Genomic DNA, 20937 nt, shown 5'->3' on the forward strand with positions numbered 1-20937 from the left:
CGGGGGCTCCAGGCCGCCGGAGACCCCACGGGAGGCCGGGAAGATATATGCCCGGTGTCGCTCGCTGGCCGCCCGGCGGTCCGGCCGTCGGGTCGGCGGCCTCCGGGTCAGCCGGCCATAACCTCCCGTGCTTGGCGATCACGACTCGTGACAGCCGCGGAGAGGGTCAACGGCCCCCGGCTACTTGCTCCACCGCAAATTGCAGCAGGCGTAAGACCGTGTCCTACGTGGTGAGGCGGATGAGTCGCTTGTAGCAGCACAGGGCGGCTGCCAGTCCGAGAAAGGCCAGGTAGTTGCGGGGATTTCGCTCGTAGCGTGGGCTGAGCCTTCGGTAGCCGGACAGCCACGACATCGTGCGCTCGATCACCCACCTGCGACGGCCCAACCGTTCACTGGACTCGATGCCTTTGCGGGCGATCCGGACTCCGATGCGCTTGCCGCGTAACCATTTCCGCAGGTCCGGGCGGTCGTAAGCCTTGTCCGCATGTAGGCGCTGGGGCTTGAAGTAGCGGCCGCGGTGGGGGTCGTGTCTCGTTTGGTGACCCGCCACCAAGGGCTTCAGCCCTTTGCTGTCGTGGGTGTTGCCGGCCGAGACGCCGACGAGAAGGGGCAGTCCGTTCGCGTCCGACAGGATGTGCATCTTGGAACCCGGCTTGCCCCGGTCCACGGGGCTCGGGCCTGTGTGTTCGCCCCCTTTTTCGCCCTGACGTGGGCGGTGTCGAGGACCGGGGGGCGGGGTTGTTGCCACCGCCGGCGAGGGAGTCTGCGTTCTTCGCCGCCATGATGGTCGACTACACGATGGCCGGTTCCCCGGAGCGGCCGTTCTACCCCCAGCAGGGCGAGAACGTGACTGCGCTGCCTGAGCGCCTTCAGGTGTACGGGCAGCCGGCCCCGCCAGGACGGCCCTGACAGGCGGTTGTTCGATGCGGCGATTGTGTCTGTGCGCATGAGCGGGGCGGGCGGGGAGTCGGGGTTGCTCCGCCGCCCGCCCCTTGTGTCTCCGATGTCTCCCGCTGCCCTTCTTCGTCAAGACCGGGAGGGGCGGAGTGCGTCCCGCCGGGCGCGGGGAGGGCAGCGCCCGGCGGGGGCCTCGGGCTACTCGCTGAGCAGCTGGTGAAGGAAGGCGGCGTTGGCCGCTAGGTCGTGGCCGAGGACCACGGTGTGCTGGGGCAGCTTGTCCAGGTAGTAGGCGACGCTCTGCCGGGCGTCGCTGCTGCCGCTGCCGCCAGCCGGGGCGAGGCCGAGGATATCGGGGTAGCGGTCCTCGGTCGCGCCGTGCATGAAGTCGGCGTCCCCGAGCGTGCGGCGGCAGCCTTCGACGGCCGGGGCGGCGTCCCGCCGGATCCGCGGGAAGAGCACGGCCTGGGCGAGGCCTCCGGTGGCCAGCTTGAGGCCGAACCAGTCGGCGAACTGGTCGGGGTAGACCTGCACCTTGCGTTCGCGCTTGCCGCCGGACTCCCACAGCGGTTCGCGCCGCCCGGCCAGAACAGCGTCGGTGACCTCCGGGTGCTGCGTCGGGTGGAGGGCCTCGCCGGCCTCAAGGCGCTTGCGGGCGACGTCATACCAGCCCAGCGCGTCCAGCAGGCCAAGGCCGATCGCCGCGGCCGACGGCCAGGGCAGGACGCGCAACTGCCCGCCCTCGTCCGGCCGGACGAAGATCCGGTCGTTGGCCAGCAGCTGCCAGCCCAGATTTGCCAGGGCGAGCGCGGTGGTGGTCTTCCCGGCGCCCTTTTCGCCGAAGGTCAGCACGGTGCGGCAGTTGTCGGTCACGGCGGAGGCGTGCAGCAGTGTCCAGCCGTCCCGCAGCAGCAGGCCGCGCATGGCATCCCGGGCGATCCGTGCGGCGGCCAGCGCCACGGGCTCGCTCTCGGTGCCGATCACGGACAGGCGGCCGGTGGCCGGCACGTGCCGGTAGGCCAGCTGCTGGGTGGGGCTGACCGCGGTGATCGTGCCCTGGGTGTCGCGGGCCACGAGGGTTGCTGCCTTGGCGTAGGTGGTCTCCTCGTGCGGGCACGTCTCCACCAGGGCCTGGAGCCTGGCGTACTGGGCGGCGTCGACGTCGGCGAAGACCACCGGGGCGGCGCACACACTGGCGGGCAGCACCTCGAAGGCGTTCCACCACGGGCCGAAGTAGCGGCGCGCGTAGTCGGTGACCGCAGGGGTGTTGCTGACCATCGTGATGTTGACGTCCGCGGCATGCAGCCGCGTCGCGGTGACGGTGTTCATGAAGCCCTTTCGCTGTCAGGAGATTGAAGTTCGGGCAGAGACCGCACGGCCTGGTAGGCGGCGCGGAGCTTGGTGTCGGCTGCGGTGAACTGCCGCTGCTCGGCCGCGTCGAGGGAGGGCAGGCACGCTACGGGCCGGCCCTGGACGAAGCGCAACGGAATTCCCAGCCAGCCGCCCCCATGCGGGGCGGACAGCTCCTCGATCCCGTCGTCCACCGCGAGCGTCTTGCGCAGGGCGGAGAACACGGCGCCGGCGGGCCCGGAGCGGGTGCGGCCGATGCCCGCACTGATCCGTCCCGCCCTGGTGACGAGCTCGTCACGCAGCTGCTGCAGTGGCAGCGGGACCCGCTGGTCGTTGACGGTGGTGGCCGAGGCGCACACCACGGCGGCGTCCCCGTGCTCGCCGATCACGTGCCCCGCCACTGCGGCGACCGGAACGTGCAGATGGCGGGCGAGGGCGGCCCGGTAGCGGGCGCTGTCCAGGTTCGAGCCGATGCCGAATACCCGCTCGCAGCCGGAGAGTTCGGAGAACAGCCTGCTCATCACGTCGACCGGGTTGGTCACCACCAGCACCGTGCCCGGATAGTCGTACAGCGCGGCAGCCAGCCGGCCGATGGCGGGCGCGTTGGCGACCGCGCCGCCCATGCGGACGTCGGTGCTTCGGGTGTTGGTGAAGGACGCCCGCACGGCGATGACCACCGCCTGGCAGTCGGCCAGATCGGCCACCCGGCCGACGTGGGGGTGCACGGGTGAGGCGGTGGCCTGCCGCATGTCGTCGACGTCTGCGGCCAGGGCGGCGGCCTGCTCCGGGGTGCGGCTGGCGATCAGCAGGCGGCGGCAGAAGCCGGCCGTGCACAGCGTGGTGGCCACGGCTTGGCCGACGGCCCCCGCCCCGACGATGCCGACCACGTCCACGGTGGGTGTCCGGCTCATCCGGCCACCACCTTGGTCTCGCCCAGCGCGGTGTCCCACACGCGGTGCGCGTCCATCCCGCCGCCCAGAGCGGTGCTGACGCGGTCGGCCATGGTGCACACCGCCACAGCCCGCTCCACCAGGGGGCGCCCGCGCGGTGGCAGTGGCAGCGCGGCCGGGGCCGACAGGAAGGTGGTGAGGATGTTGACGGTGTCCATCAGCCACACGATCAGCAGCTCGCGCAGCCACGAGCGGGCCGCCTTGGGCGCCATCGCCCGCATCCGCTGCTCGGCGAACGCCCCGAGCCCGTCCGCGATCTGCTCGGCTGCCGCGGCGCTGGGGCGGGCGGAGGCGAGCAGAAGCACGGTGCGGCTGGTCAGCTTGGCGGCGTCCACCGAGGCCCTCGCCCGCAACAGGCCAGGATCGATGAGGACCGGCCGCCCGCCGGGCCCGTCGGGAAACACCAGGTGCTCAGGCTTGAGATCGCCGTACGTCAGCACGGCCTGGCCCCGGGCGAGCGCGGTCGGCCGCATCCGGTGCAGCCGGGCGACCACCGCCCGCAGCAGCGCGGCCACCTCGGCCCGCTCGGCCTCGGTGCACCGCTCGGCGCCCAGACGGTTGACGTAGGTCTGGCCGCTGATGCCGTTGAACTTCCGCTGGAACGTCGCCGCCACACTCTGCTCGGAGATCGCCCCGGCCGGGGCCAGCCGCTGGGCGGTCCGCGAGCGGTGCAGCCGGTGCAGGTCGGCGAAGACGGCCTCGAACAACCCGGCCGTGCTCGCCGGGTCCCGTAACAGCAGGGCGGCCAGCGTCGGCCCGGGCACCGGCGCGGTGAACAGCACCCCGCGAGCAAGGCCAGCAACCTCGCACACCCTGGGCCTGCCCAGGTCGGCCAGCAGCCGCAGCTGCGCTGCCTCCCGCACCAGCAGCGCATCCGGCCGCCGGACATACACGGCCTGGGCGCGCTGCACCTCGGCCCAGTCACCGGCAACGCCGCGCAGGATCGACACCAGCGACATCCCCAGGAAGGAGTGCTTGGCGTACAGCTTCCGGCCGCCCACCAGGATGCGGTGCACGTAGCTGGTGACACTCGGCATGTGGGCGGACAGCTCCACGTGGACGCCGGGCCACAGTTCGGCGGCGGCCGAGCGGATCTCGTCCTGGGCGAGGGCGAAGACCTCGGCCACGTCCGGCACCGGCCCTGGGGAGGTATGTGCTGCGGCTGTGCTCACGAATGACTCCTTCGCACTCGGCAGGCCGCGTCAGCGGCGTGCGGGCAGATGGGGGTTCTGCGAAGCCGTCAGGGCTGCCCGCAGCGCGGCGGGCTGCGCCCACTCGGACGCGCACGGCGGCAGCGCACGGCCGATGCGGTGGGCCAGCGGCAGGAAGCCGACGGGCCGCGCACTCCAGACCAGCCGCAGCTGCTCGTGCCGCAGCGCGATGGCGAACGGCTCGCCGCGCTCCAGCGCGGCGGCGGTGGGATTCGAACCGAACAGCAGCCACTCGTGGACCGGCTCGGCCTCGGCCGCGTCGACCACGGAGACCAACATGCGCACGGCGATGCGGATCCAGCGCACCGCATCGCCGACGGCATAGGCATCGAAGGAACCAACCAGCACCGTGCTGTCCGATGCCGCCGAGGTCAGCAGGCACTCGCACCAGAACCCCGGCCGCGCGCCGGCGTCTGCCAGCGGCCCGCTGCCGTGGGGAGACGCTGTCATGCCGCACACCCCGCGGGTGCGGGAAGCGACGCCCACACCGTCTTGCCGCCGCCCTCGCGATATCTCCAGCCCCACTCGGCGGCCAGGGTCTGCACCAGGAACAGGCCGCGGCCTTCCTCGACCTCCGCGCCGACCCGGCGCGGTACCGGCCGCTGCATGGAGCCGTCATCGACCTCCAGCAGCGCCTGGCCCTCCACCAGCCGCAACCGCACGGTGGCGTCACTGCCAGCGTGCTTGAGCGCGTTGGAGGCCAGCTCGGACGCCACCACCGCCATGTCGTCGGCAATGGCGCCTGCACCCCAGGACGCCAGCGTCGCCCGCACCGAGTGCCGCACCTCGGCGACCAGCGCCCTGTCCGCAGCGATGCTTATCTCCAGGGCCCGGACCGTGACGGAGGAGGAACCGGCCTGTGTCAGGCCCGGATCGGTATGGGTAGTCAGACGCATGACGCTGCATCACCCCGAGGCACGTCGGCGGGAACGGGCGACACCGCGAACCAAGTTCGCTAGTGAAGCGGAGCCCCAACTGTTGCGCCGTCGCAGCACGCAGGGCCATCCCGTCCAGCCGCCAATATGAGGCCGCGATCTCCCGGTTCAACCGGGAAAGAACACACGCGTGTTGACGCACCCCGCGCCGCGCTACCGTGCTGAACAAGGTGCGATCCACACACGGCCGAGAGGGGGGCTGGGTGGCAGCAAGACCCCGGAGCCGCAGGCAGGAACAGGTGCAGTTCGCCACCGAGCTGCGGGCGGCCGGCAATACCTGGCCCGAGGCGGCTGCCGCCATCCGGCACCGCTACCGGGTCAACGCCCGCGTGGCGCCCCGGCTGGCCCGCGGCCTGAGCCAGCGCCAGGTCGCCGAGCTGTGGAACCAGCGGTGGCCGGACGACCCCAAGACCTTCAAGAACATCTCCACCTGGGAGCTCTGGCCCGCCAGCACCGGGCACGCCCCCTCGCTCGACACCCTGGACCGGCTCGCCCAGCTCTACGAATGCTCCGTCCCCGACCTGCTCGCCGACCTCCCCAACCACGGCCACCCGCCGCCACACCCGTCACCGGCCCCAGCTGGCACCGCCCCCGCAGTCGGCGCCGACCTCCCAGAAGGCCTAGCCGCCGAACCGCTCTTACTCACGCCGCAGCTGGCCAGCACCCTGGTCCACCGGCTGCACGACGTACGCTTCGAGGAACTGGCACAGGCACTGATCATGTGGGTACAGCGGGCCAACCCCGGGCTCGACCGCCGCGAACTGCTCCTGAAGATCAGCACCGCGCTCACCGTGGCTGCCGCGGCGCCGCTGCTGGACATCGCCGACGCCGACGAACGCGACCGCGTCGCCGCCGTCCTCGACGACCCCAGCCGCCTGGATCTCGCCACCATCACCCACGCCGAACGCGTCCTGCAGCACTACCGCCGCCAAGGAGACGTCCTCGGCCCACAGATCGCCCTGCAGACCGCCCTCGCCCAACGCCAAGTCATCGCCGATCTCGTCGCCAATGCCCCTGAAGAACTCCGCTCCCGGGTGCTGACCGTGTACGCCGAGCTCAGCCAGATGGTCGGCTGGCAGCTGTACAACCTCGGCGACTACCGGGCCGCCCAGTACTACTACGACGACGCCCGCACCGCCGCCCACGACGCGGAGAACACCGAACTCGTCACCTACGTCCTGTGCACCATGAGCCAGCTGGCCACCTGGCAGAACAAACCCCGCGTCGGCATCGACCACGCCATTGCCGCCCAGGCCTGGGCCGCCCAGACCGAAAGCCCGGCCGCCCTCGGCTATGCCGCCGACGTCGCCGCCCGCGCCTTTGCCGCCGCCCAGCAGCCCGACAAGGCCCGCCGCGCCCTCGAACAGGAACACACCGCGGTGTGTGACCACCTGGCTGCCGGCACGCCCCTCGCCTCCTGGTGGTACTTCTACGACGAGTCCTTCTACTGGGGTACCAGCGCCGAATGCGCCCTCGTCCTCGGCACTCCCGAGAAGGCCCTGGCAGCCGCCCGCACCTCACTGCGCATGATCGACCCCACCAACGTGCACAACTACGCCCACACCCTCGCCCTGGAGAGCCAGGCCCACCTCAAGCAGGGCGACATCGCCGAGGCCAGCACCATCGTCGGCGACATCGCCCGCATCTCCCGCGTCAACCGCTCCCCGCGCATCACCCAGCGCATCGCCGACCTCCGCACCGCCCTCACGCCCTGGCAGCGCAGCCGGGCCGTCCGAACCCTCGACGACCTGCTGGCCCACTACCGGCTGACCGGCAGCTCCAGCACGAACAAGTCGTAGGCCGAGTAGTAGTCGCCCTCTTCCCCGGGAATCCGGCCCACCCGCCGCCACCCCCAGGACTCATACACCGGCTGCGCCGCAGCGTCCGGCCCCGTCGCCAGCGTCGCCCGCTCCTCGCCCCGCGCGCCCAGCGCTGCGTCATGCAGCGCCCGGCCCACGCCCTTGGCCTGCCAGGCCCGCCGCACCTCGATCTCCGACAGCACCCACGTCCGCGACCCGGTCTCCTCCAGGAACTCCGCCGCGGGCTCCGGCTGCACCCCGCCCCACCAGTGCGTATCCCCGGCCGGGAGCGTGTAGCCGAAAACGAATCCGACCAGCTGGCCACCGTTCCGCGCCGCCACTAGGGCGAAGCCGGGCCGCGTAAACTGTTTCGCCGCCCGGTGGCGAAACGCAGCCGTCTTCTCCTCTCCCGGCTCCACCCCGTAAGCATCCGCGTACGCGTCACACAGCTCCTCCAGCAGCCCAGCGGCTTCCGCACCGTCGTGGTGTGTCAAAGACACGTCGTTGATCGCCATGGCGGTCAGGCTAGGGTGCCCCGGCATAAGGGAACAGGGGCCCGTTCCCGCCAGGTCAGCGCCCGTCCAGGATGCTTACGCGAAGCGCACCTGGCCGTGAACGATCACACCAGTAGCGTCGCCGGAAATTATGGGAAGGACACGGTTTATCGGACGTCATCGCTGTCGGATGCCGGCGGTGTGGACAAGTGGACCTCTGCCCCCTCGGAGTGACGTGGGGTGAGGACATCGACAGCTTGGAGCAGGGCGTCGCCAGAAGGGCGACCAACGCTCAGGTGTCGGTTACCAAGGAACCTCATGCGTATCAGGTCGTCGTCGGTGAGGGTGCGGCGCAATGCCGGGTCGCGGGCGGCACGGCGCAGTAGGTGGATCTGCCAGCGAAGGGAAACTCTGCGGAGGATGGTCCCGAGTTCGCCGGGGAGAGGGTGGTCGGGAGGGGCGAGCTCGGAGTGGACCAACAGCCGGGCTGCCTCGGCCCAAGGTGGGGGAGAGACATCATCCGGAAACCAGCTACTTGGGGGCGGGAACTGACCAAGACAGCCAGTCACCCAGGCAATGATCTCCGGGCAAGGGCAGTCGGCATTGACACGGTCATGGAGGGCGTCCGAATCTGGCACGTCACCACCTGCGGCACCCGTGGTACGGATCAACCAGCCGAGTTCCCGCCAGTGCACTTCCGGATCGGGCACGTAATGCAGCTGCGACTGAACCGAGATGGCCTCGACAGAAGCTTGGAGATGGTTAGCGATCTTGTGAGGGCAGGCATCCAGAAGAGCCTGCAGCAGTTCCACTGCGCTGACTACGTCGACGAGTGCCAAGGCGTTCGGGGGGATGGATATTGCTATCTGCTCGGCGCTGCCCTCCGGTCCCCAGACGTCGAGCGTCCGAATGAGAGCGGAAGCCATGGTCATGTCGCGGGGCAGACCGCGTCCAATGCGCAGGGCGATGCGTTCGAGGTTCAGGTTGCCCACAAGCTGCTCGGCTAGTTGCGCGCCCTCCGGCCCCCAAGCGGCGAATCCGCGGACGAGGCTCTGCACCACTGCTGGGGAACGGTAGTCGTATGCCTGGGCGTTCCATTTCCTGAACAGCCGATCTCGGAGGGATGTGGGAAGGTCCAGGTGGTTCTCCGCCATCAGTCGCAGCTGGTCGCCGAAATATACGGGTGAGTCCGTCTCAAGCAGAGGTCGTACCCGCCGTTCCCACCGCTTGTTGGCGGATAGGGCAGCGCCCATGCCATGGCCCGCCCCCTCATTGATGGTCCGGACGGCGTGCACAAGCTTCACCACGTCGTCAGGCTGAACGAAACGCTGATTGGCCATCGCCAGCAGCCCTCGGAACAATTTGCGCTGCTGTTGCTCGGCCACCCGGGCGGGCGACGGCCCCGATGGAATCGGCGCCTTATTCTCCCGGGCGGTCTTTGCCATGTGGGCCGGCGCAGTGCGCCGCACCCCCCCATACGCCGCCTCGGGCCTGAAGAGGATGTCGAGTTGCCGCAGGGAGTCGGCGGCCATGCCAGGAGCGAGGTGGTGCAGCAGATGCAGGGCTTCGCTCCACTGCGCCGGGTGATATAGCCGCTTGAGCCGCTTGGCCCACCACTGGGGATCGTTGTCGACGGCCCGCACGACCTTCTCCTTGGAGAACGCAACCGTCCCTGTGTCTCTCAGCAGGCGCGTGTAGGCACGCATGCCTTTCAGTGAGTTGACCACATTGCCGACGCGCAGCACTGTCTTGGAGTCCTCCAGCCAGTCCAGACTTAGGAATCTAGTGCGGAACTGGTCGTTCGTGGTGCGGCGTAGCGCGCGGGCAAGGTCCATGTACGCTGCGCGCGTCTCAACGGACGGCGAGTGAGTCATGCGGTCGAACAGTAGTTGGTCCGAAAGGCGCGAATCGAGCAGGCTGAGGAACTCTGGCCCAACAGCCTCATGCCTGCCCAACAGCAGAGCCAGCCGTGGTGCTTGATCCTTCTGATTGCGCTCGGCCTCCGTCGCCACCACGTCTACGCAGCGTTCGACCAGGGAGTGCAGGTCCTCCTGTGGAATATCCGCACCCACCAGCGCGGTGACCACCGCATGCACCACGCTGCCGCGAGTCTCGTCCTCCAGTGCTGCGTCGATGAACCCTCTTAGTTGTGCGCAGAGCTGGGCCGCAGCGCTGTCGAGTCCTCCGGGTCCCCAGACGGCATCAACCGAGGTGACGGCCGACACGACGTGTCCGACACCCTTGAGATCACCCATCCGTATGACGCACTCAGTTAGTGCGGTGATGACCTTCGGGTCGGCGGCTGAGCCCTTGCCCGTATAGAGAACGCTCAGAATAGAGCGGAAGTCGACCTTTCCCAGTGCTCGGATTAGCTTTGCCGCCTGCCACGGGGTGTACTGAGCCTCGAGCAGCAGCCTCCTGAGCCAGTCGTCTATGGCCGAGGCTTGAACGATCAATCGGGCGACCCTCACATCGACTTGCTCTATCAGCATCAGCCCGCTGGTCATATTTACTGGTTTTGATTTTCGCAACGCCGCTGTGACGACCGCCCCCAGCCGCGTGGGGTTGTCAGTCACCTCGTCGGCGGGGAGGCCGAGCATCATACGGAGAGCAGCCCGCGCAAGGATCAGCCCAGCGTCGTGGCGGGTATCCGCCTTGACCAAGCGCCGCACGCCTGGTGCCTTGGCGAACGACTCGAGCGCCGCGCCGCGGTCATCGCTGTATCGCAGGGCAGCGTCGATCAGCCGCACGGCAGCCTCGTAGTGCTCCACCCGGCTGGCATCGCACTTCTTCGTGGTCGCGACCGCCAGCGGAATGATCTGATCCATGGTCCTCTCGTCCCACAGTTGGCCGAGTTCGTGGATGAACAGGAGGCCCTGGACGGGATCAGTGCGTGTAAGGACTTCTTTCATACTGGGGGCGATCTGGTCGAGGACCTCCTTCTGGTGGACTGGGTGCACCGCGGAATCAGTGAAGTCGCGATACGAGCGGATCGCTCGTAGGCAGGTCGTGGCCTGGCGGGCGGTCATGGCGCGCCAGCCGGCGGCGTAGAGGCTGCCGATCAGAGTGTCGAAGAGGTGGCGGCCGCCGTCTGGTCCTTCTGAACCGCTGGCGAGCAGCGCGTACGCCACCAGCACTGGAGGTGCGCTCTCCTCAATGCGGGAAAGCGCTGCAGTCACGAGGCGCAGTAGCCGAGAGTGGAGGCCGGGCTCCACCGCCTTCGCCGCCGTCAGAACCACGGTGATAAACCGCGTCACCATGGGGTCGTACGTGTTCAAGCGCGGCTGGAGCAGCTCATACAGTGCCTTGTACTGTGCCTCGACGATCCACTCTCGCCCCGTCGGGTCGGTCACTCCCTCCTGCGTAGCGAGCAGGGCGTGGCAGGTGATGCGCCGGGCGAAATACCAGCGACCCATGTGGTCGCGCTGCGCACCAGCTTTACGGAGCATTGACTCCGGCACTGTGCCGAGGAGGGTCTCCGGTACAGCGATACGCAGCAGGCTTGCGGCGGCAACCGCCCTGATCTGCTTCAAGGAGCCTGGGGCGACTTCTCTGCGCATTCGCCGCGCATAGGCTTTCAACACTGTTGCGAGTGCGTCGGCTCCTCCGTACTGCTCCTGCGCTCCGCCAGTCTCCGTCGGTTTGCTGGAAGCCATGGTCAGCGCGGCTGTGGTGGGTGCCTCGTTTAGGTCAGCCTCGGGCACGGGGGATGGCAATTGTTTGTGCAACAGCAGGCGCACGAGCCACCAGAGGTCACCACCAGAGGCTCGCCGCGCGAGAGCGAGTTGGCTATGGTCTAGATTGAGACCATTGTGCTGGGCGAATTCCTCGGTGAACGCGCGCAAGTCCTTAGACCGGTGCAGACTCGGCACGGTTGCCACCTCGTCGGTTTTCCAGCGGATACCGCCGGAGTACAGACAGACAGCGATGATGGTCGAGACGGTCCGCTCTGCGGTGGGCGGCAGCACGGCGTCGAGGTCAACGGCGCCTTCGTATGGGAGCAGGTCCTCGAGGATGACAGCGGCCTGGGCATCGGGGTGGATATCAGCCGCATGTCGCGCGAGGGTGATGACCTGCTCCAGCTCGGTCCGCTCCGGCAGCATGCCATCCTTCAGTCGCACCTCGATGACGGGTGCTTGCCGCGCTTGCCCCCACTGCAGTGCCGCCTGGCGAGCGGCCGTCGATCGTGCCGATGATCTGGGCCCGCCAACGACAACGGCAGGGGCCCCAGCATTCATGCGCAGGAGAATGTTCTCGGCGACGTCGAGGTGGACCGGCAAGAAATCCCATTCGTCAGGAGTCGCCTCGGTCTGCACGTCGGTGACGACGCAAACCTCGTGACCGTGGTCTCTGAGACTCTTCTGCGCCGTCCGTGCCACGATGCTGTCCCAGGATTCCGGCCACAGGAGGCGGCAGACGGCAGGGAGCTTCCATCCTGATTCGAGGGGCAGCAGTGTCAGGCCATGATCGCTTGCGGCTTGCTGCTTGGCAGCAAGGTGCGCCTCATTCGGCAGGTTGCCCATCACCCCGTCGGCTCCCATGTCGCCAGTGACCAGACGATCGTTGGCGGGAAGGTCGAGCCAGTGCCGAATCAGCGCAACAGCGGTCGCGACGCTTGCTGAGGTATCACGCAGCCCCATGGGTGGCGGGATGCCGTGGAAGACACGATGGCAGTCTTTCCAGGGCTCTAGGACCTCCTGGGGAACGCCGATGCTTTCGGCGAGCTCAAGTGCCGCCTGCCTGCCGACTGCCAGCCCACGCTTGAAGCTGTCCGTTTGCTTGTGCTTGGTGTCGCCGCGGTCGGCTTGGGCGCGAGGATAGAGCAGCATCTCTACAAGGAAGCCGTTCCCGCTGGCCGTGTGCACCGTGGGGAACACCACTCTGATGCCAGGGTCCACATCCCGCTCGGGCGTCTTGGCGGCCTCCTCACCAGGGCCCGGGATGGTATGACTGAGCGTGCGCCACTGGTGTTCAAGCGTGTTCATCAGAAACCCGTCGGGCCGGGCGGAGAGAAAGTCGCTTATCTGCTTCCATATCGGTGTTGACGACGCCAACCGTTCTCGGAGCAGGCGCAGTCCCGCGGGGTGGCCCGTCCCACTGACTGCAGCGTTCTCTCCTGGTCCGAGCCATGCGGGGATGCCGCGCAACCCCGCGTTGCCGTGCTCCCTAAGATCCCGGAAGGCGCTGAAGACTTCCCGCAGCGAGCTAGCCACCTCCTGCTCTGGTGCCTGGCTCGATCCTGACTTCGGAATCTCCCGGGCACACAGATCCAGCCGCAGGAGTGCCTCCTGCAGGCGGAGGGCAAGCTCCCATTGCTGTGAGCCGATCACGGAAGTGGACTGATCAGCCATAGCTTTCCCTGCTTAGCGCCAGTTTCGTGCGCAGCAGCTGAGATGGGGCTTCATCGCCCGGGTTAGAGAGAATGAAGGGTTCCGCGCTGCTTGGCAATGCCTCCATCGATTCCACAACTACCACTTTGTCGGGGCCGCTGCGCTGCCACAGCCAGTACTCCGGGCCAACTCGGATTACCTCCACCGTTGCACTGGCCGCTTCGGAGCTTGGTGACAGTTCATACACCACGGCACGCTCCTTTCCGCTCTCCTCGTCATCGGTGGCGGCCGCGGCTAGGTCGCGTTCGCCGACCGGGATGATTCGGGCGATCTGCCGAAGGCTGCCGACTTGCCAGGCGTTGTCCGGGGCCTCAGGGATCGAGGCCGATGGGTGATCCGCCAGCCGCTCCGAGACCAGCCGGCCCCGTTCGGTTAGCCCTCCGGACCTGCCGGTTTCCACGAGACGCAGGGCCTCCAGTACTAGCCGGGATCCGGGCCCGAGCATCTCAAGAGCTAGTTGCTGGCCAGTTGGCGCGAGGTACGCCAGCCGGGACAGAAATTCTGCGAGTCGTGGTGGCACAGTGCGGGCCAGCTCATCGACTTCGGCTGAGGCGCTCTCGGGCTGGCCCGTCAGGCCTCGCGTGCTCTGAAAGCGTTCTGCGCGCTCCACTGGGCACCTCCATACGTCATTACCGGTCGTATTCGACGTCCCTTGAAGGGGCGCCATAGACGAGTACGGAAGTTGGTCGCCGTTTGGCCACCTGTTCCGGGACTGATCTGGAATGTCAGTCCTGTTCCTCCTGGAGGAGGCTTCGGAACCGTGCCAGCACGTTGGCCACGGTGGTCTTGCTGATCCCGACCATCACGGCGACCTCTCGGCTTGTTGGCTCCCTGCCGTTCCTGTGGGCGAGGTCGAGCCAGGCGGCCACCACGTCCAAGACCATCTGGTCGTTGGAGGCGCGGGCCAGGGCCCGGCGCACTGTCGAAGCGGATGCCAGCGCGTCGAGCATCCGGGTGACCTGGTCGATCTCAGTCCCCAACACCGGGACAGCGTCCTCGAACGGAGTGGTGTCAGGCCCGCGTTCTTTGTCGCGAGCGACGTTCATGGCGACGGTCAACAGGTAGCCGGCTGGCGACCGGTCTGGATCTACACGTCCGGCGCGCACCGCTTTGATGAAGCGTTCGAGTGCTTCCTGGGCGATGTCCTCCGGTTCTCGACCGATCTTCCGGATCCGCTGACCGAGCAGCCGGGGTAGGGTGGCGGTCACATTGGACAGCGCTGAGAACAGCGCCTGCTCATCGGCTGGCTCGAGGAGTTTTCCGCCTTCTTGGTCCTTGAGCAGCCTGGTGAGCGTCGCGCAGTCGGTTGCGAACTGTGTCTGCTGGGGAGCGGTATCAGTCACTGGCGCTCCTTCGGTGTTTCCTTGATCGCGGGTGGTCGGTTCCACCGGCGCTGTTCCATCTCATTGGCGATCAACTCGGCCAAGGCGGCCGCAGCCCGCCTTACCGTGCGGTCATCGGCGTAAGGGTCAATGACCAGGTCCATCTGCTCCCGGAGGGAGTCCAGACGGGTTTGGCAGGCCTGGCGGTGCTTGGTCGGCTGTAGGGTCTTGATCTCCTGGCTGATGACCCCCTCGATCTCTTCAGCGGTCGTCACGAGATTCCTGTAGTCGGCCCCTGGCTTCCGCAGCTGCGACATGAAGGCCACGATGCTCTGGCGTGCACGTGCGTCGAAGCGCCGACATGCCTGCTTGTAGATCCACGAAAGCGCCGAGGCGCTTTGTGCTGACTCAGTACTCCGAATGCCTCGCACCCGGAGGTGGGGGTCAGCACGCAGCATGGCCGCAGCCGACACGCCGGTCACCAGCCCTCTGCCGAACTGTTGTGCGATTCCTCCGCCTGTGGAGACGGCTTGGCACAGCAGCATCGCGAGTACTACCGGGACCAGGGCGAGCAGGGCGCGGCGCCAGAGGTAGCCGAACGGGCCCAACCAGCGCCGCCAGTAGGCGGTGTGGTCAGCGTCGAACGCCAGTTCGCTGAGGAGCACGGCGGTCACCGCGGCTACGGCTACTGTTACGGTCACTTCATCACTACTCTCACCATCTTGGCTGATCTGCACCTCGATGACGAGTACGGGCGATATCGACATGCTGGCCAGCACGCAGGTGCGCCGGAGACGACGCCGCGTCCCCATGGATTTCTGCCGAGACGTAGTCAGCCGTGGAGAGTCTCAGATCACGCGGAGTGACATCAGAAGGAGCGGGGAGTTCGCACCGCGCGTCGTGGGGGCTCCGTGTGCGCGGAGGAAGATCTGAGGTTGTAGCTCCAGGTACGGACAACGGACAGTATTGAAGGACCCCCATAAGCTCGCCGCCAACCCGTGCCCCTGCGGGCGCTTCTCGCAGCGGGACGCCGAGTGTGAGTGCCCGCCCTCGGCGATCCGCCGCTACCAGGCCCGGCTGTCCGGTCCGCTGCTCGACCGGGTCGACCTCCGGGTCGAGGTGGACCGTGTCACCCGCAGCGAACTGACGGCGTGCGGCGCCCAGGGCGAGTCCACCGCCGTGGTCGCCGACCGGGTTCGCGCGGCCCGGGAACGCGCGGCGGCCCGTCTCGCCGGCACCCCCTGGCACACCAACAGCGAGGTGCCCGGACGCGAGCTGCGCAGCCGCTGGTACGCCGCACCCGGCGCCATGGACGAGGCCGAGCGGAGCCTGGAACGCGGCGTGCTGACCGCGCGTGGACTCGACCGGGTGCTGCGGGTCGCCTGGACGGTGGCCGACCTGGTCGGCCACGACCGGCCCGACGCCACGGACGTCGCCCTGGCCCTGCAACTGCGCACCGGGGTGCCACGTGGCGTTCCCATGGCCATCGGGGCGCTGACGTGACCGCCGGCGGTGAACCGGGCTTCGAGCTGCCCGGCCGGAACGGGGAACGCGCGCCGGGCGGGACCGGGGAACGCCTCGGCGAAGCCAGCTCGGGGTGGAGCAGCGAGGACGTGTCCGGCCGGAACGTCGGGGGCCAGTCCGGCGCGAGCGGCCATGACGTGCCCGGCCGGCATGCCGGCGACCTGTCCGGCGCGAGCGGCGATGACGTGTCCGGCCGGCATGACGGGGACCTGTCCGGCCGGAACGACGAAGACCTGTCCGGCCGGAACGACGAGCACCCGCCGAGCCGCATCACCGAGCGGCTCGGCCGGATCTTCCTCACCCGTGTCATCGAACCCGGTGACGAGGCCGGCGGGCGGTGGGTGCGGGAGTTCGGGGTGGCAGAAGTGGTCCGGCGGCTGCGGCAGGGCGGCCCGGCCCTGCCCGGCGTGAGCGGCAAGCGGTGGGCGGGGCTGCTGGCCAGGGCCGAGCAGGCCGAACCGGGCAGGGATCTCGCCGTCGCCCGGGACGCCGGGGTCCGCTTCGTGTGCCCGGGGGACACCGAGTGGCCCGGGCAGCTCGACGACCTCGGCGACGCCCGGCCCCTGGGCCTGTGGGTGCGCGGCGCTCCCAGCCTGCGCATGTGGGCGCTCAGGTCGGTGGCCGTCGTGGGTGCCCGGGCCTGCACCGAGTACGGGGCCCACATGGCGGCCACCCTCGCCGCCGGACTCGCCGAACAGGGCTGGGTCGTGGTCTCCGGCGGCGCCTACGGGATCGACGGCGCCGCCCATCGCGGCGCCCTCGGCGCGGGCGGCGCCACCGTCGCCGTACTCGCCTGCGGGGTCGACCGGCCCTACCCGCGCGGCCACACCGGGCTGATCACCCGGATCGCGGAGCAGGGGCTGGTGGTCGGCGAACTGCCGCCCGGCGACCATCCGACGCCTGCCCGGTTCATCCTGCGCAACCGGGTGATCGCCGCGCTCACCAGGGGCACCGTGGTCGTCGAGGCCGCCCACCGCAGCGGCTCACTGGCCACCGCGCGGGCGGCGCAGCGCCTCGGCCGTCACACGATGGGAGTACCCGGACCGGCCACCAGCGGACTCTCCGCGGGCGTGCACGAACTGCTGCGCGGGGACGCGGTCCTCGTCACCGACGCCGCCGAGGTCGTCGAACTGGTCGGCGACATCGGAGAGCTGGCACCGGAGCGCCGCGGCCCGGTGCTGCCCCGGGACCTCCTCGGGCCGGCCACCCGGCAGGTCCTGGCCGCGATCCCGGCCCGCCGGACGGCCCGGCCGACCGAGATCGCCCGGGGCGCGCAGACCAGTCCGGACGACGCGATCGCGAGGCTGTACGAACTCAGAGCACTCGGATACGTCGAACGACACGGCGACGGCTGGAAGTTGACACGCCAGGCGATGACCTCGCCCCATGGCGGCCACGGAGCGTGGTGAACGGGCTGGTTCGGCCGTCCGGGGGAAGGCCGACAGCCCTTGCAATTCGCTCAGTTGGGCTCGTTCGACGATCACAAAGAGTGATCGCCGTGTCGCGCGGGACGTCGTGAGGAACGTATCTGCGCGCCGTCAGGCCCCCGTTCCTAGCGCACCGCGACACGTCAGTCACGCTACGCTCACGAGAATCCGCGACACGGACAGGCAACCCGACATCAGACAGACAGCTCACCCAGACGCCAGCACTCCACGGCAGAACGGCACAAGGCGACGAATGCCCCAGCACACCTCCGGGTCCGACCGGGCGGCGATCCCCCCAGCCGCCCGCGACGGTGGCAGCGTGCGGCCGCCCGCTCCCTCGACGCTCGACGAGCTGTGGCGGTCGTACAAAGCGACGGGAGACGAGCGGTTGCGAGAGCAGCTGATCCTGCACTACTCGCCGCTCGTGAAGTACGTCGCGGGACGGGTCAGCGTGGGCCTGCCGCCCAACGTCGACCAGGCGGACTTCGTCTCCTCCGGGGTGTTCGGGCTGATCGACGCGATCGAGAAGTTCGACATCGACCGGGAGATCAAGTTCGAGACGTACGCGATCACCCGGATCCGGGGCGCGATGATCGACGAGTTGCGGGCGCTGGACTGGATCCCGCGGTCGGTGCGGCAGAAGGCGCGCACCGTGGAGCGCGCGTACGCGACGCTGGAGGCGCGGCTGCGGCGGACGCCGACCGAGAGCGAGGTCGCCGCCGAGATGGACATCACGGTCGATGAACTCCACGCCGTCTTCAGCCAGTTGTCGCTGGCCAACGTCGTGGCGCTGGAGGAGTTGCTGCACGGCGGCGACGGCGGCGACGGCGGCGACGGCCTGAGCTTCATGGACACGCTGGAGGACACGGCCGCCGACAACCCGGTGGAGGTGGCCGAGGACCGGGAGCTGCGGCGGTTCCTGGCCCGGGCGATCAACACGCTGCCCGAGCGGGAGAAGACCGTGGTCACGCTGTACTACTACGAGGGGCTCACGCTGGCCGAGATCGGGAACGTACTGGGCGTGACCGAGAGCCGGGTCAGTCAGATCCACACCAAGTCCGTGCTCCAGCTGCGGGCGAAACTGGCGAGCTTCGGACGCTGAGGCCGCCGGCCCGGGGGCCGGACCGGAGGCAGGGTCGCGCAGTGACTCCCGCCGCGGGTGGCGCGTCCGTAAAGTGGGTTGACGTGCCAAGGATTCGAGCGGCCTCCGTGGCCGAGCACCGGTCGATGCAGCGTGCCGCCCTGCTGGACGCGGCACGCACCCTGCTGTCCGAAGGCGGGACGGAGGCGCTGACCTTCCCGGCCCTCGCCGAGCGGACGGGACTCGCGCGGTCCTCCGTGTACGAGTACTTCCGGTCACGGGCGGCGGTGGTCGAGGAACTGTGCCAGGTCGACTTCCCGGTCTGGGCGGCGGAGGTGTCGGCGGCGATGGAGCAGGCCGTCGCCCCCGAGGCCAAGGTCGAGGCGTATGTGCGCAAGCAGCTGGAGCTGGTCGGGGACCGGCGGCACCGGGCCGTGGTCGCCATCTCCGCCAGCGAGCTCGATGCCGGTGCCCGGGAGAAGATCCGGGCGGCACACGGGGGGCTCGTCGCGATGATCGTCGAGGCGCTGGGGGAGCTGGGACACGAGCAGCCCCGGCTGGCGGCGATGCTCGTGCAGGGAGTCGTGGACGCGGCCGTGCGGCGGATCGAGCTGGGCGCCGCGGAGGAACCGGCGGTCGTCGCGCAGGCCGCGGTGGGGATGGTTCTGCGGGGTGTGCGGGGCTGAGGCCCGGGCCGAGGGTGCTGAGCACGCCTATGACGGCAACGGCACCCCCAGGACCGGCAGCAGTCTCGACGGACCGTCGTTCAGCAGCCACGGGGGCAGCAGCAGGAGCGGGTTCAGGTAGGTCTCGCCGCTGAGGAGGCCCCAGTGGAGGCAGGGGGACGTGCAGTGCGAGCCCGTCGGCTCCACCGTGCCGATCACCTCTCCGGCGCTCACCTCGTCCCCCTCGCGCACCGACGCACGGACCGGCTCGTAGGTCGTGCGCAGAGGCGGGTCGCCCGTATCGGCCAGGGCCACCGAGACGACGCCCTTCCCGGCCACCCGGCCGGCGAAGGCCACCCGGCCGGGCGCCACCGCCCGTACCGGGGTCCCGGGCGCTGCCGCCAGGTCGACGCCGCGGTGGCCCCGGGCGTACGGCGTCGGCGGAGGGTCCCAGCCGCGCAGGAGGGGTGGGCGCGCCCCGACCGGCCAGGCCCGGCCCACGGCCGGGATCTGCGCGTCCACACCGGTCACGGCACCGGTCGCCAGCAGCAGGTGCGGCGGCGGGGCCAGCAGGGCCGTCACCGTCAGGACCACCAGCAGCACCGATCGTGCACACACCCTCACGCATCGTTTCGTTCGCATGGCGCCAGGGTCCCCGAAATCGGCGATCACGGCGCGGAGCTGTGGACCACCGGCTGGTTGTGGACAACGGCGTCACCCGGCGCCCCGCGGGTCCCGTACACTTCTGGTGGCGACCCGGGCCACCGGGTCGACTTCGCACGCCCCGATACGAGGCCCTCACCAGGCCCGTATCAGCGCCTCTCGGTCCTTCGCGGCACGGCGCACCGGGGCGTCAGGCGCGGAAGCCGTCCGGCATCCGCGGCACAACCGGGAAACACAAGGAGAGTACGGCCATGGCCGTCGTCACGATGCGGGAGCTGCTGGAGAGCGGCGTCCACTTCGGTCACCAGACCCGCCGTTGGAACCCGAAGATGAAGCGCTTCATCTTCACCGAGCGCAACGGCATCTACATCATCGACCTGCTCCAGTCGCTGTCGTACATCGACCGCGCCTACGAGTTCGTCAAGGAGACCGTCGCCCACGGCGGCACGGTCATGTTCGTCGGTACCAAGAAGCAGGCGCAGGAGGCCATCGCCGAGCAGGCCACCCGCGTCGGCATGCCCTACGTCAACCAGCGCTGGCTGGGCGGCATGCTCACCAACTTCTCGACCGTCTACAAGCGTCTGCAGCGCCTGAAGGAGCTCGAGCAGATCGACTTCGAGGACGTCGCGTCCTCCGGTCTGACCAAGAAGGAGCTCCTGGTCCTCTCGCGTGAGAAGGCCAAGCTGGAGAAGACCCTCGGCGGTATCCGCGAGATGCAGAAGGTGCCCAGCGCCGTCTGGATCGTGGACACCAAGAAGGAGCACATCGCCGTTGGTGAGGCCCGGAAGCTGAACATTCCGGTCGTCGCGATCCTCGACACCAACTGCGACCCCGACGAGGTCGACTACAAGATCCCGGGCAACGACGACGCGATCCGCTCCGTCACCCTGCTCACCCGTGTGATCGCCGACGCCGTCGCCGAGGGCCTGATGGCCCGCTCCGGTGTCGCCGAGGCCGGCAAGGGTGACAAGGCCGCGGGCGAGCCGCTCGCCGAGTGGGAGCGCGACCTGCTCGAGGGTGAGAAGAAGGCCGACGAGGCTGCTCCGGCCGCCGAGGCCGCCCCCGCCGCGGAGGCCGCCGAGGCCGCTCCGGCCGAGGGCGAGAAGGCCGCCGAGGGCGAGCAGGCCTGACCGTCAGCGTCAGCGTTGACGGCGGGAGCGGATGACATGAAGTCCGCTCCCGCCGTTCACCCGTAGGTCAGCGGCGAGTCGCCGGTCTGCATCTCCACG

At 69.2% G+C, this 20937-nt stretch carries 16 protein-coding genes and 2 pseudogenes; 6 read left to right on the plus strand and 12 right to left on the minus strand.

Features of this window, described 5'->3' with window-relative positions; genetic code table 11:
* Positions 1-223: 223 nt before the first annotated feature.
* The 6 genes and pseudogenes from AB0K80_RS19585 to AB0K80_RS19610 form a co-directional block, all read right to left on the minus strand.
* A pseudogene (locus AB0K80_RS19585) lies at positions 224-726 on the minus strand (IS5 family transposase); the annotation flags it as partial.
* Between the two features lie 369 nt (positions 727-1095).
* A complete protein-coding gene (locus AB0K80_RS19590) occupies positions 1096-2226 on the minus strand; it encodes a hypothetical protein (protein WP_365671202.1) in 1131 nt (376 codons plus the stop codon).
* Positions 2223-3158: an NAD(P)-binding domain-containing protein gene (locus AB0K80_RS19595; RefSeq protein WP_365671203.1), complete on the minus strand. Its 936-nt coding sequence runs from the start codon at positions 3156-3158 to the stop codon at positions 2223-2225. The genes AB0K80_RS19590 and AB0K80_RS19595 overlap by 4 nt, the downstream gene beginning before the upstream one ends.
* The gene (locus tag AB0K80_RS19600; RefSeq protein WP_365671205.1) at positions 3155-4369 is read right to left on the minus strand and encodes a phosphotransferase; all 1215 of its coding nucleotides are present in this window, start codon (positions 4367-4369) and stop codon (positions 3155-3157) included. The genes AB0K80_RS19595 and AB0K80_RS19600 overlap by 4 nt, the downstream gene beginning before the upstream one ends.
* A 30-nt stretch (positions 4370-4399) precedes the next feature.
* Complete coding sequence (locus tag AB0K80_RS19605) at positions 4400-4858, minus strand: hypothetical protein (protein ID WP_365671207.1); 459 nt, start codon at positions 4856-4858, stop codon at positions 4400-4402.
* Complete coding sequence (locus tag AB0K80_RS19610) at positions 4855-5304, minus strand: ATP-binding protein (RefSeq protein ID WP_365671209.1); 450 nt, start codon at positions 5302-5304, stop codon at positions 4855-4857. Before AB0K80_RS19610 ends, AB0K80_RS19605 begins: the two co-directional genes overlap by 4 nt.
* 242 nt (positions 5305-5546) lie before the next feature.
* On the opposite strand from AB0K80_RS19610, the gene AB0K80_RS19615 reads away from it, so the two are divergent.
* A complete protein-coding gene (locus AB0K80_RS19615) occupies positions 5547-7142 on the plus strand; it encodes a helix-turn-helix transcriptional regulator (protein ID WP_365671211.1) in 1596 nt (531 codons plus the stop codon).
* Here the strand turns inward: AB0K80_RS19615 and AB0K80_RS19620 are convergent.
* The 5 genes from AB0K80_RS19620 to AB0K80_RS19640 all read right to left on the minus strand — a co-directional run bounded on the left by AB0K80_RS19620 (position 7103) and on the right by AB0K80_RS19640 (position 15127).
* Positions 7103-7657 (minus strand): GNAT family N-acetyltransferase, encoded by a 555-nt coding sequence (locus tag AB0K80_RS19620; RefSeq protein WP_365671213.1) that lies wholly within the window; start codon positions 7655-7657, stop codon positions 7103-7105. The genes AB0K80_RS19615 and AB0K80_RS19620 overlap by 40 nt on opposite strands.
* A 146-nt stretch (positions 7658-7803) precedes the next feature.
* Positions 7804-12987: a hypothetical protein gene (locus AB0K80_RS19625; protein ID WP_365671215.1), complete on the minus strand. Its 5184-nt coding sequence runs from the start codon at positions 12985-12987 to the stop codon at positions 7804-7806.
* Entirely contained in the window at positions 12980-13636 is a 657-nt protein-coding gene (locus AB0K80_RS19630) for a hypothetical protein (RefSeq protein WP_365671217.1), read from the minus strand. The genes AB0K80_RS19625 and AB0K80_RS19630 overlap by 8 nt, the downstream gene beginning before the upstream one ends.
* A 115-nt stretch (positions 13637-13751) precedes the next feature.
* Positions 13752-14369, minus strand: a complete 618-nt coding sequence (locus tag AB0K80_RS19635; RefSeq protein ID WP_365671219.1) for a sigma-70 family RNA polymerase sigma factor — start codon at positions 14367-14369, stop codon at positions 13752-13754.
* The gene (locus AB0K80_RS19640) at positions 14366-15127 is read right to left on the minus strand and encodes a hypothetical protein (RefSeq protein WP_365671221.1); all 762 of its coding nucleotides are present in this window, start codon (positions 15125-15127) and stop codon (positions 14366-14368) included. The genes AB0K80_RS19635 and AB0K80_RS19640 overlap by 4 nt, the downstream gene beginning before the upstream one ends.
* A gap of 205 nt (positions 15128-15332) precedes the next feature.
* Between AB0K80_RS19640 and AB0K80_RS19645 the strand changes: the two are divergent.
* From AB0K80_RS19645 to AB0K80_RS19660, 4 genes and pseudogenes are all read left to right on the plus strand, one after another.
* Positions 15333-15851 (plus strand): annotated as a pseudogene (locus tag AB0K80_RS19645) (ATP-binding protein); the annotation flags it as partial.
* Between the two features lie 290 nt (positions 15852-16141).
* Positions 16142-17281 carry a DNA-processing protein DprA gene (gene dprA, locus AB0K80_RS19650; RefSeq protein ID WP_365671378.1) on the plus strand — a complete coding sequence of 380 codons (1140 nt, stop codon included), beginning with the start codon at positions 16142-16144 and terminating at the stop codon, positions 17279-17281.
* A gap of 271 nt (positions 17282-17552) precedes the next feature.
* Positions 17553-18401: an RNA polymerase sigma factor WhiG gene (gene whiG / locus AB0K80_RS19655; RefSeq protein WP_365671223.1), complete on the plus strand. Its 849-nt coding sequence runs from the start codon at positions 17553-17555 to the stop codon at positions 18399-18401.
* Between the two features lie 107 nt (positions 18402-18508).
* Positions 18509-19066, plus strand: coding sequence for a helix-turn-helix domain-containing protein (locus tag AB0K80_RS19660; protein WP_365671380.1), 558 nt, complete (start codon positions 18509-18511; stop codon positions 19064-19066).
* 27 nt (positions 19067-19093) lie between these two features.
* Here the strand turns inward: AB0K80_RS19660 and AB0K80_RS19665 are convergent, their stop codons facing one another.
* The gene (locus tag AB0K80_RS19665) at positions 19094-19687 is read right to left on the minus strand and encodes a M23 family metallopeptidase (RefSeq protein WP_365671225.1); all 594 of its coding nucleotides are present in this window, start codon (positions 19685-19687) and stop codon (positions 19094-19096) included.
* A 272-nt stretch (positions 19688-19959) separates the two neighbouring features.
* Here AB0K80_RS19665 and rpsB point away from each other — a divergent pair, with 272 nt between their 5' ends.
* On the plus strand, positions 19960-20838 hold the full coding sequence (rpsB, locus tag AB0K80_RS19670; protein ID WP_365671227.1) for a 30S ribosomal protein S2: 879 nt from the start codon (positions 19960-19962) through the stop codon (positions 20836-20838).
* Positions 20839-20937 lie beyond the last annotated feature (99 nt).

Origin of the sequence: Streptomyces sp. NPDC052682 (assembly GCF_040678435.1) — a bacterium.
Classification (GTDB): Bacteria; Actinomycetota; Actinomycetes; order Streptomycetales; family Streptomycetaceae; genus Streptomyces.

Excerpts from the sequence above, each read along its gene's own strand:
- AB0K80_RS19590 (WP_365671202.1), bottom strand. The coding sequence starts at position 2,226 with ATGAACACCGTCACCGCGACGCGGCTGCATGCCGCGGACGTCAACATC.
- AB0K80_RS19595 (WP_365671203.1), bottom strand. The coding sequence starts at position 3,158 with ATGAGCCGGACACCCACCGTGGACGTGGTCGGCATCGTCGGGGCGGGG.
- AB0K80_RS19605 (WP_365671207.1), bottom strand. The coding sequence starts at position 4,858 with ATGACAGCGTCTCCCCACGGCAGCGGGCCGCTGGCAGACGCCGGCGCG.
- AB0K80_RS19610 (WP_365671209.1), bottom strand. The coding sequence starts at position 5,304 with ATGCGTCTGACTACCCATACCGATCCGGGCCTGACACAGGCCGGTTCC.
- AB0K80_RS19620 (WP_365671213.1), bottom strand. The coding sequence starts at position 7,657 with ATGGCGATCAACGACGTGTCTTTGACACACCACGACGGTGCGGAAGCC.
- AB0K80_RS19625 (WP_365671215.1), bottom strand. The coding sequence starts at position 12,987 with ATGGCTGATCAGTCCACTTCCGTGATCGGCTCACAGCAATGGGAGCTT.
- whiG (WP_365671223.1), top strand. The coding sequence starts at position 17,553 with ATGCCCCAGCACACCTCCGGGTCCGACCGGGCGGCGATCCCCCCAGCC.
- AB0K80_RS19665 (WP_365671225.1), bottom strand. The coding sequence starts at position 19,687 with ATGCGAACGAAACGATGCGTGAGGGTGTGTGCACGATCGGTGCTGCTG.
- rpsB (WP_365671227.1), top strand. The coding sequence starts at position 19,960 with ATGGCCGTCGTCACGATGCGGGAGCTGCTGGAGAGCGGCGTCCACTTC.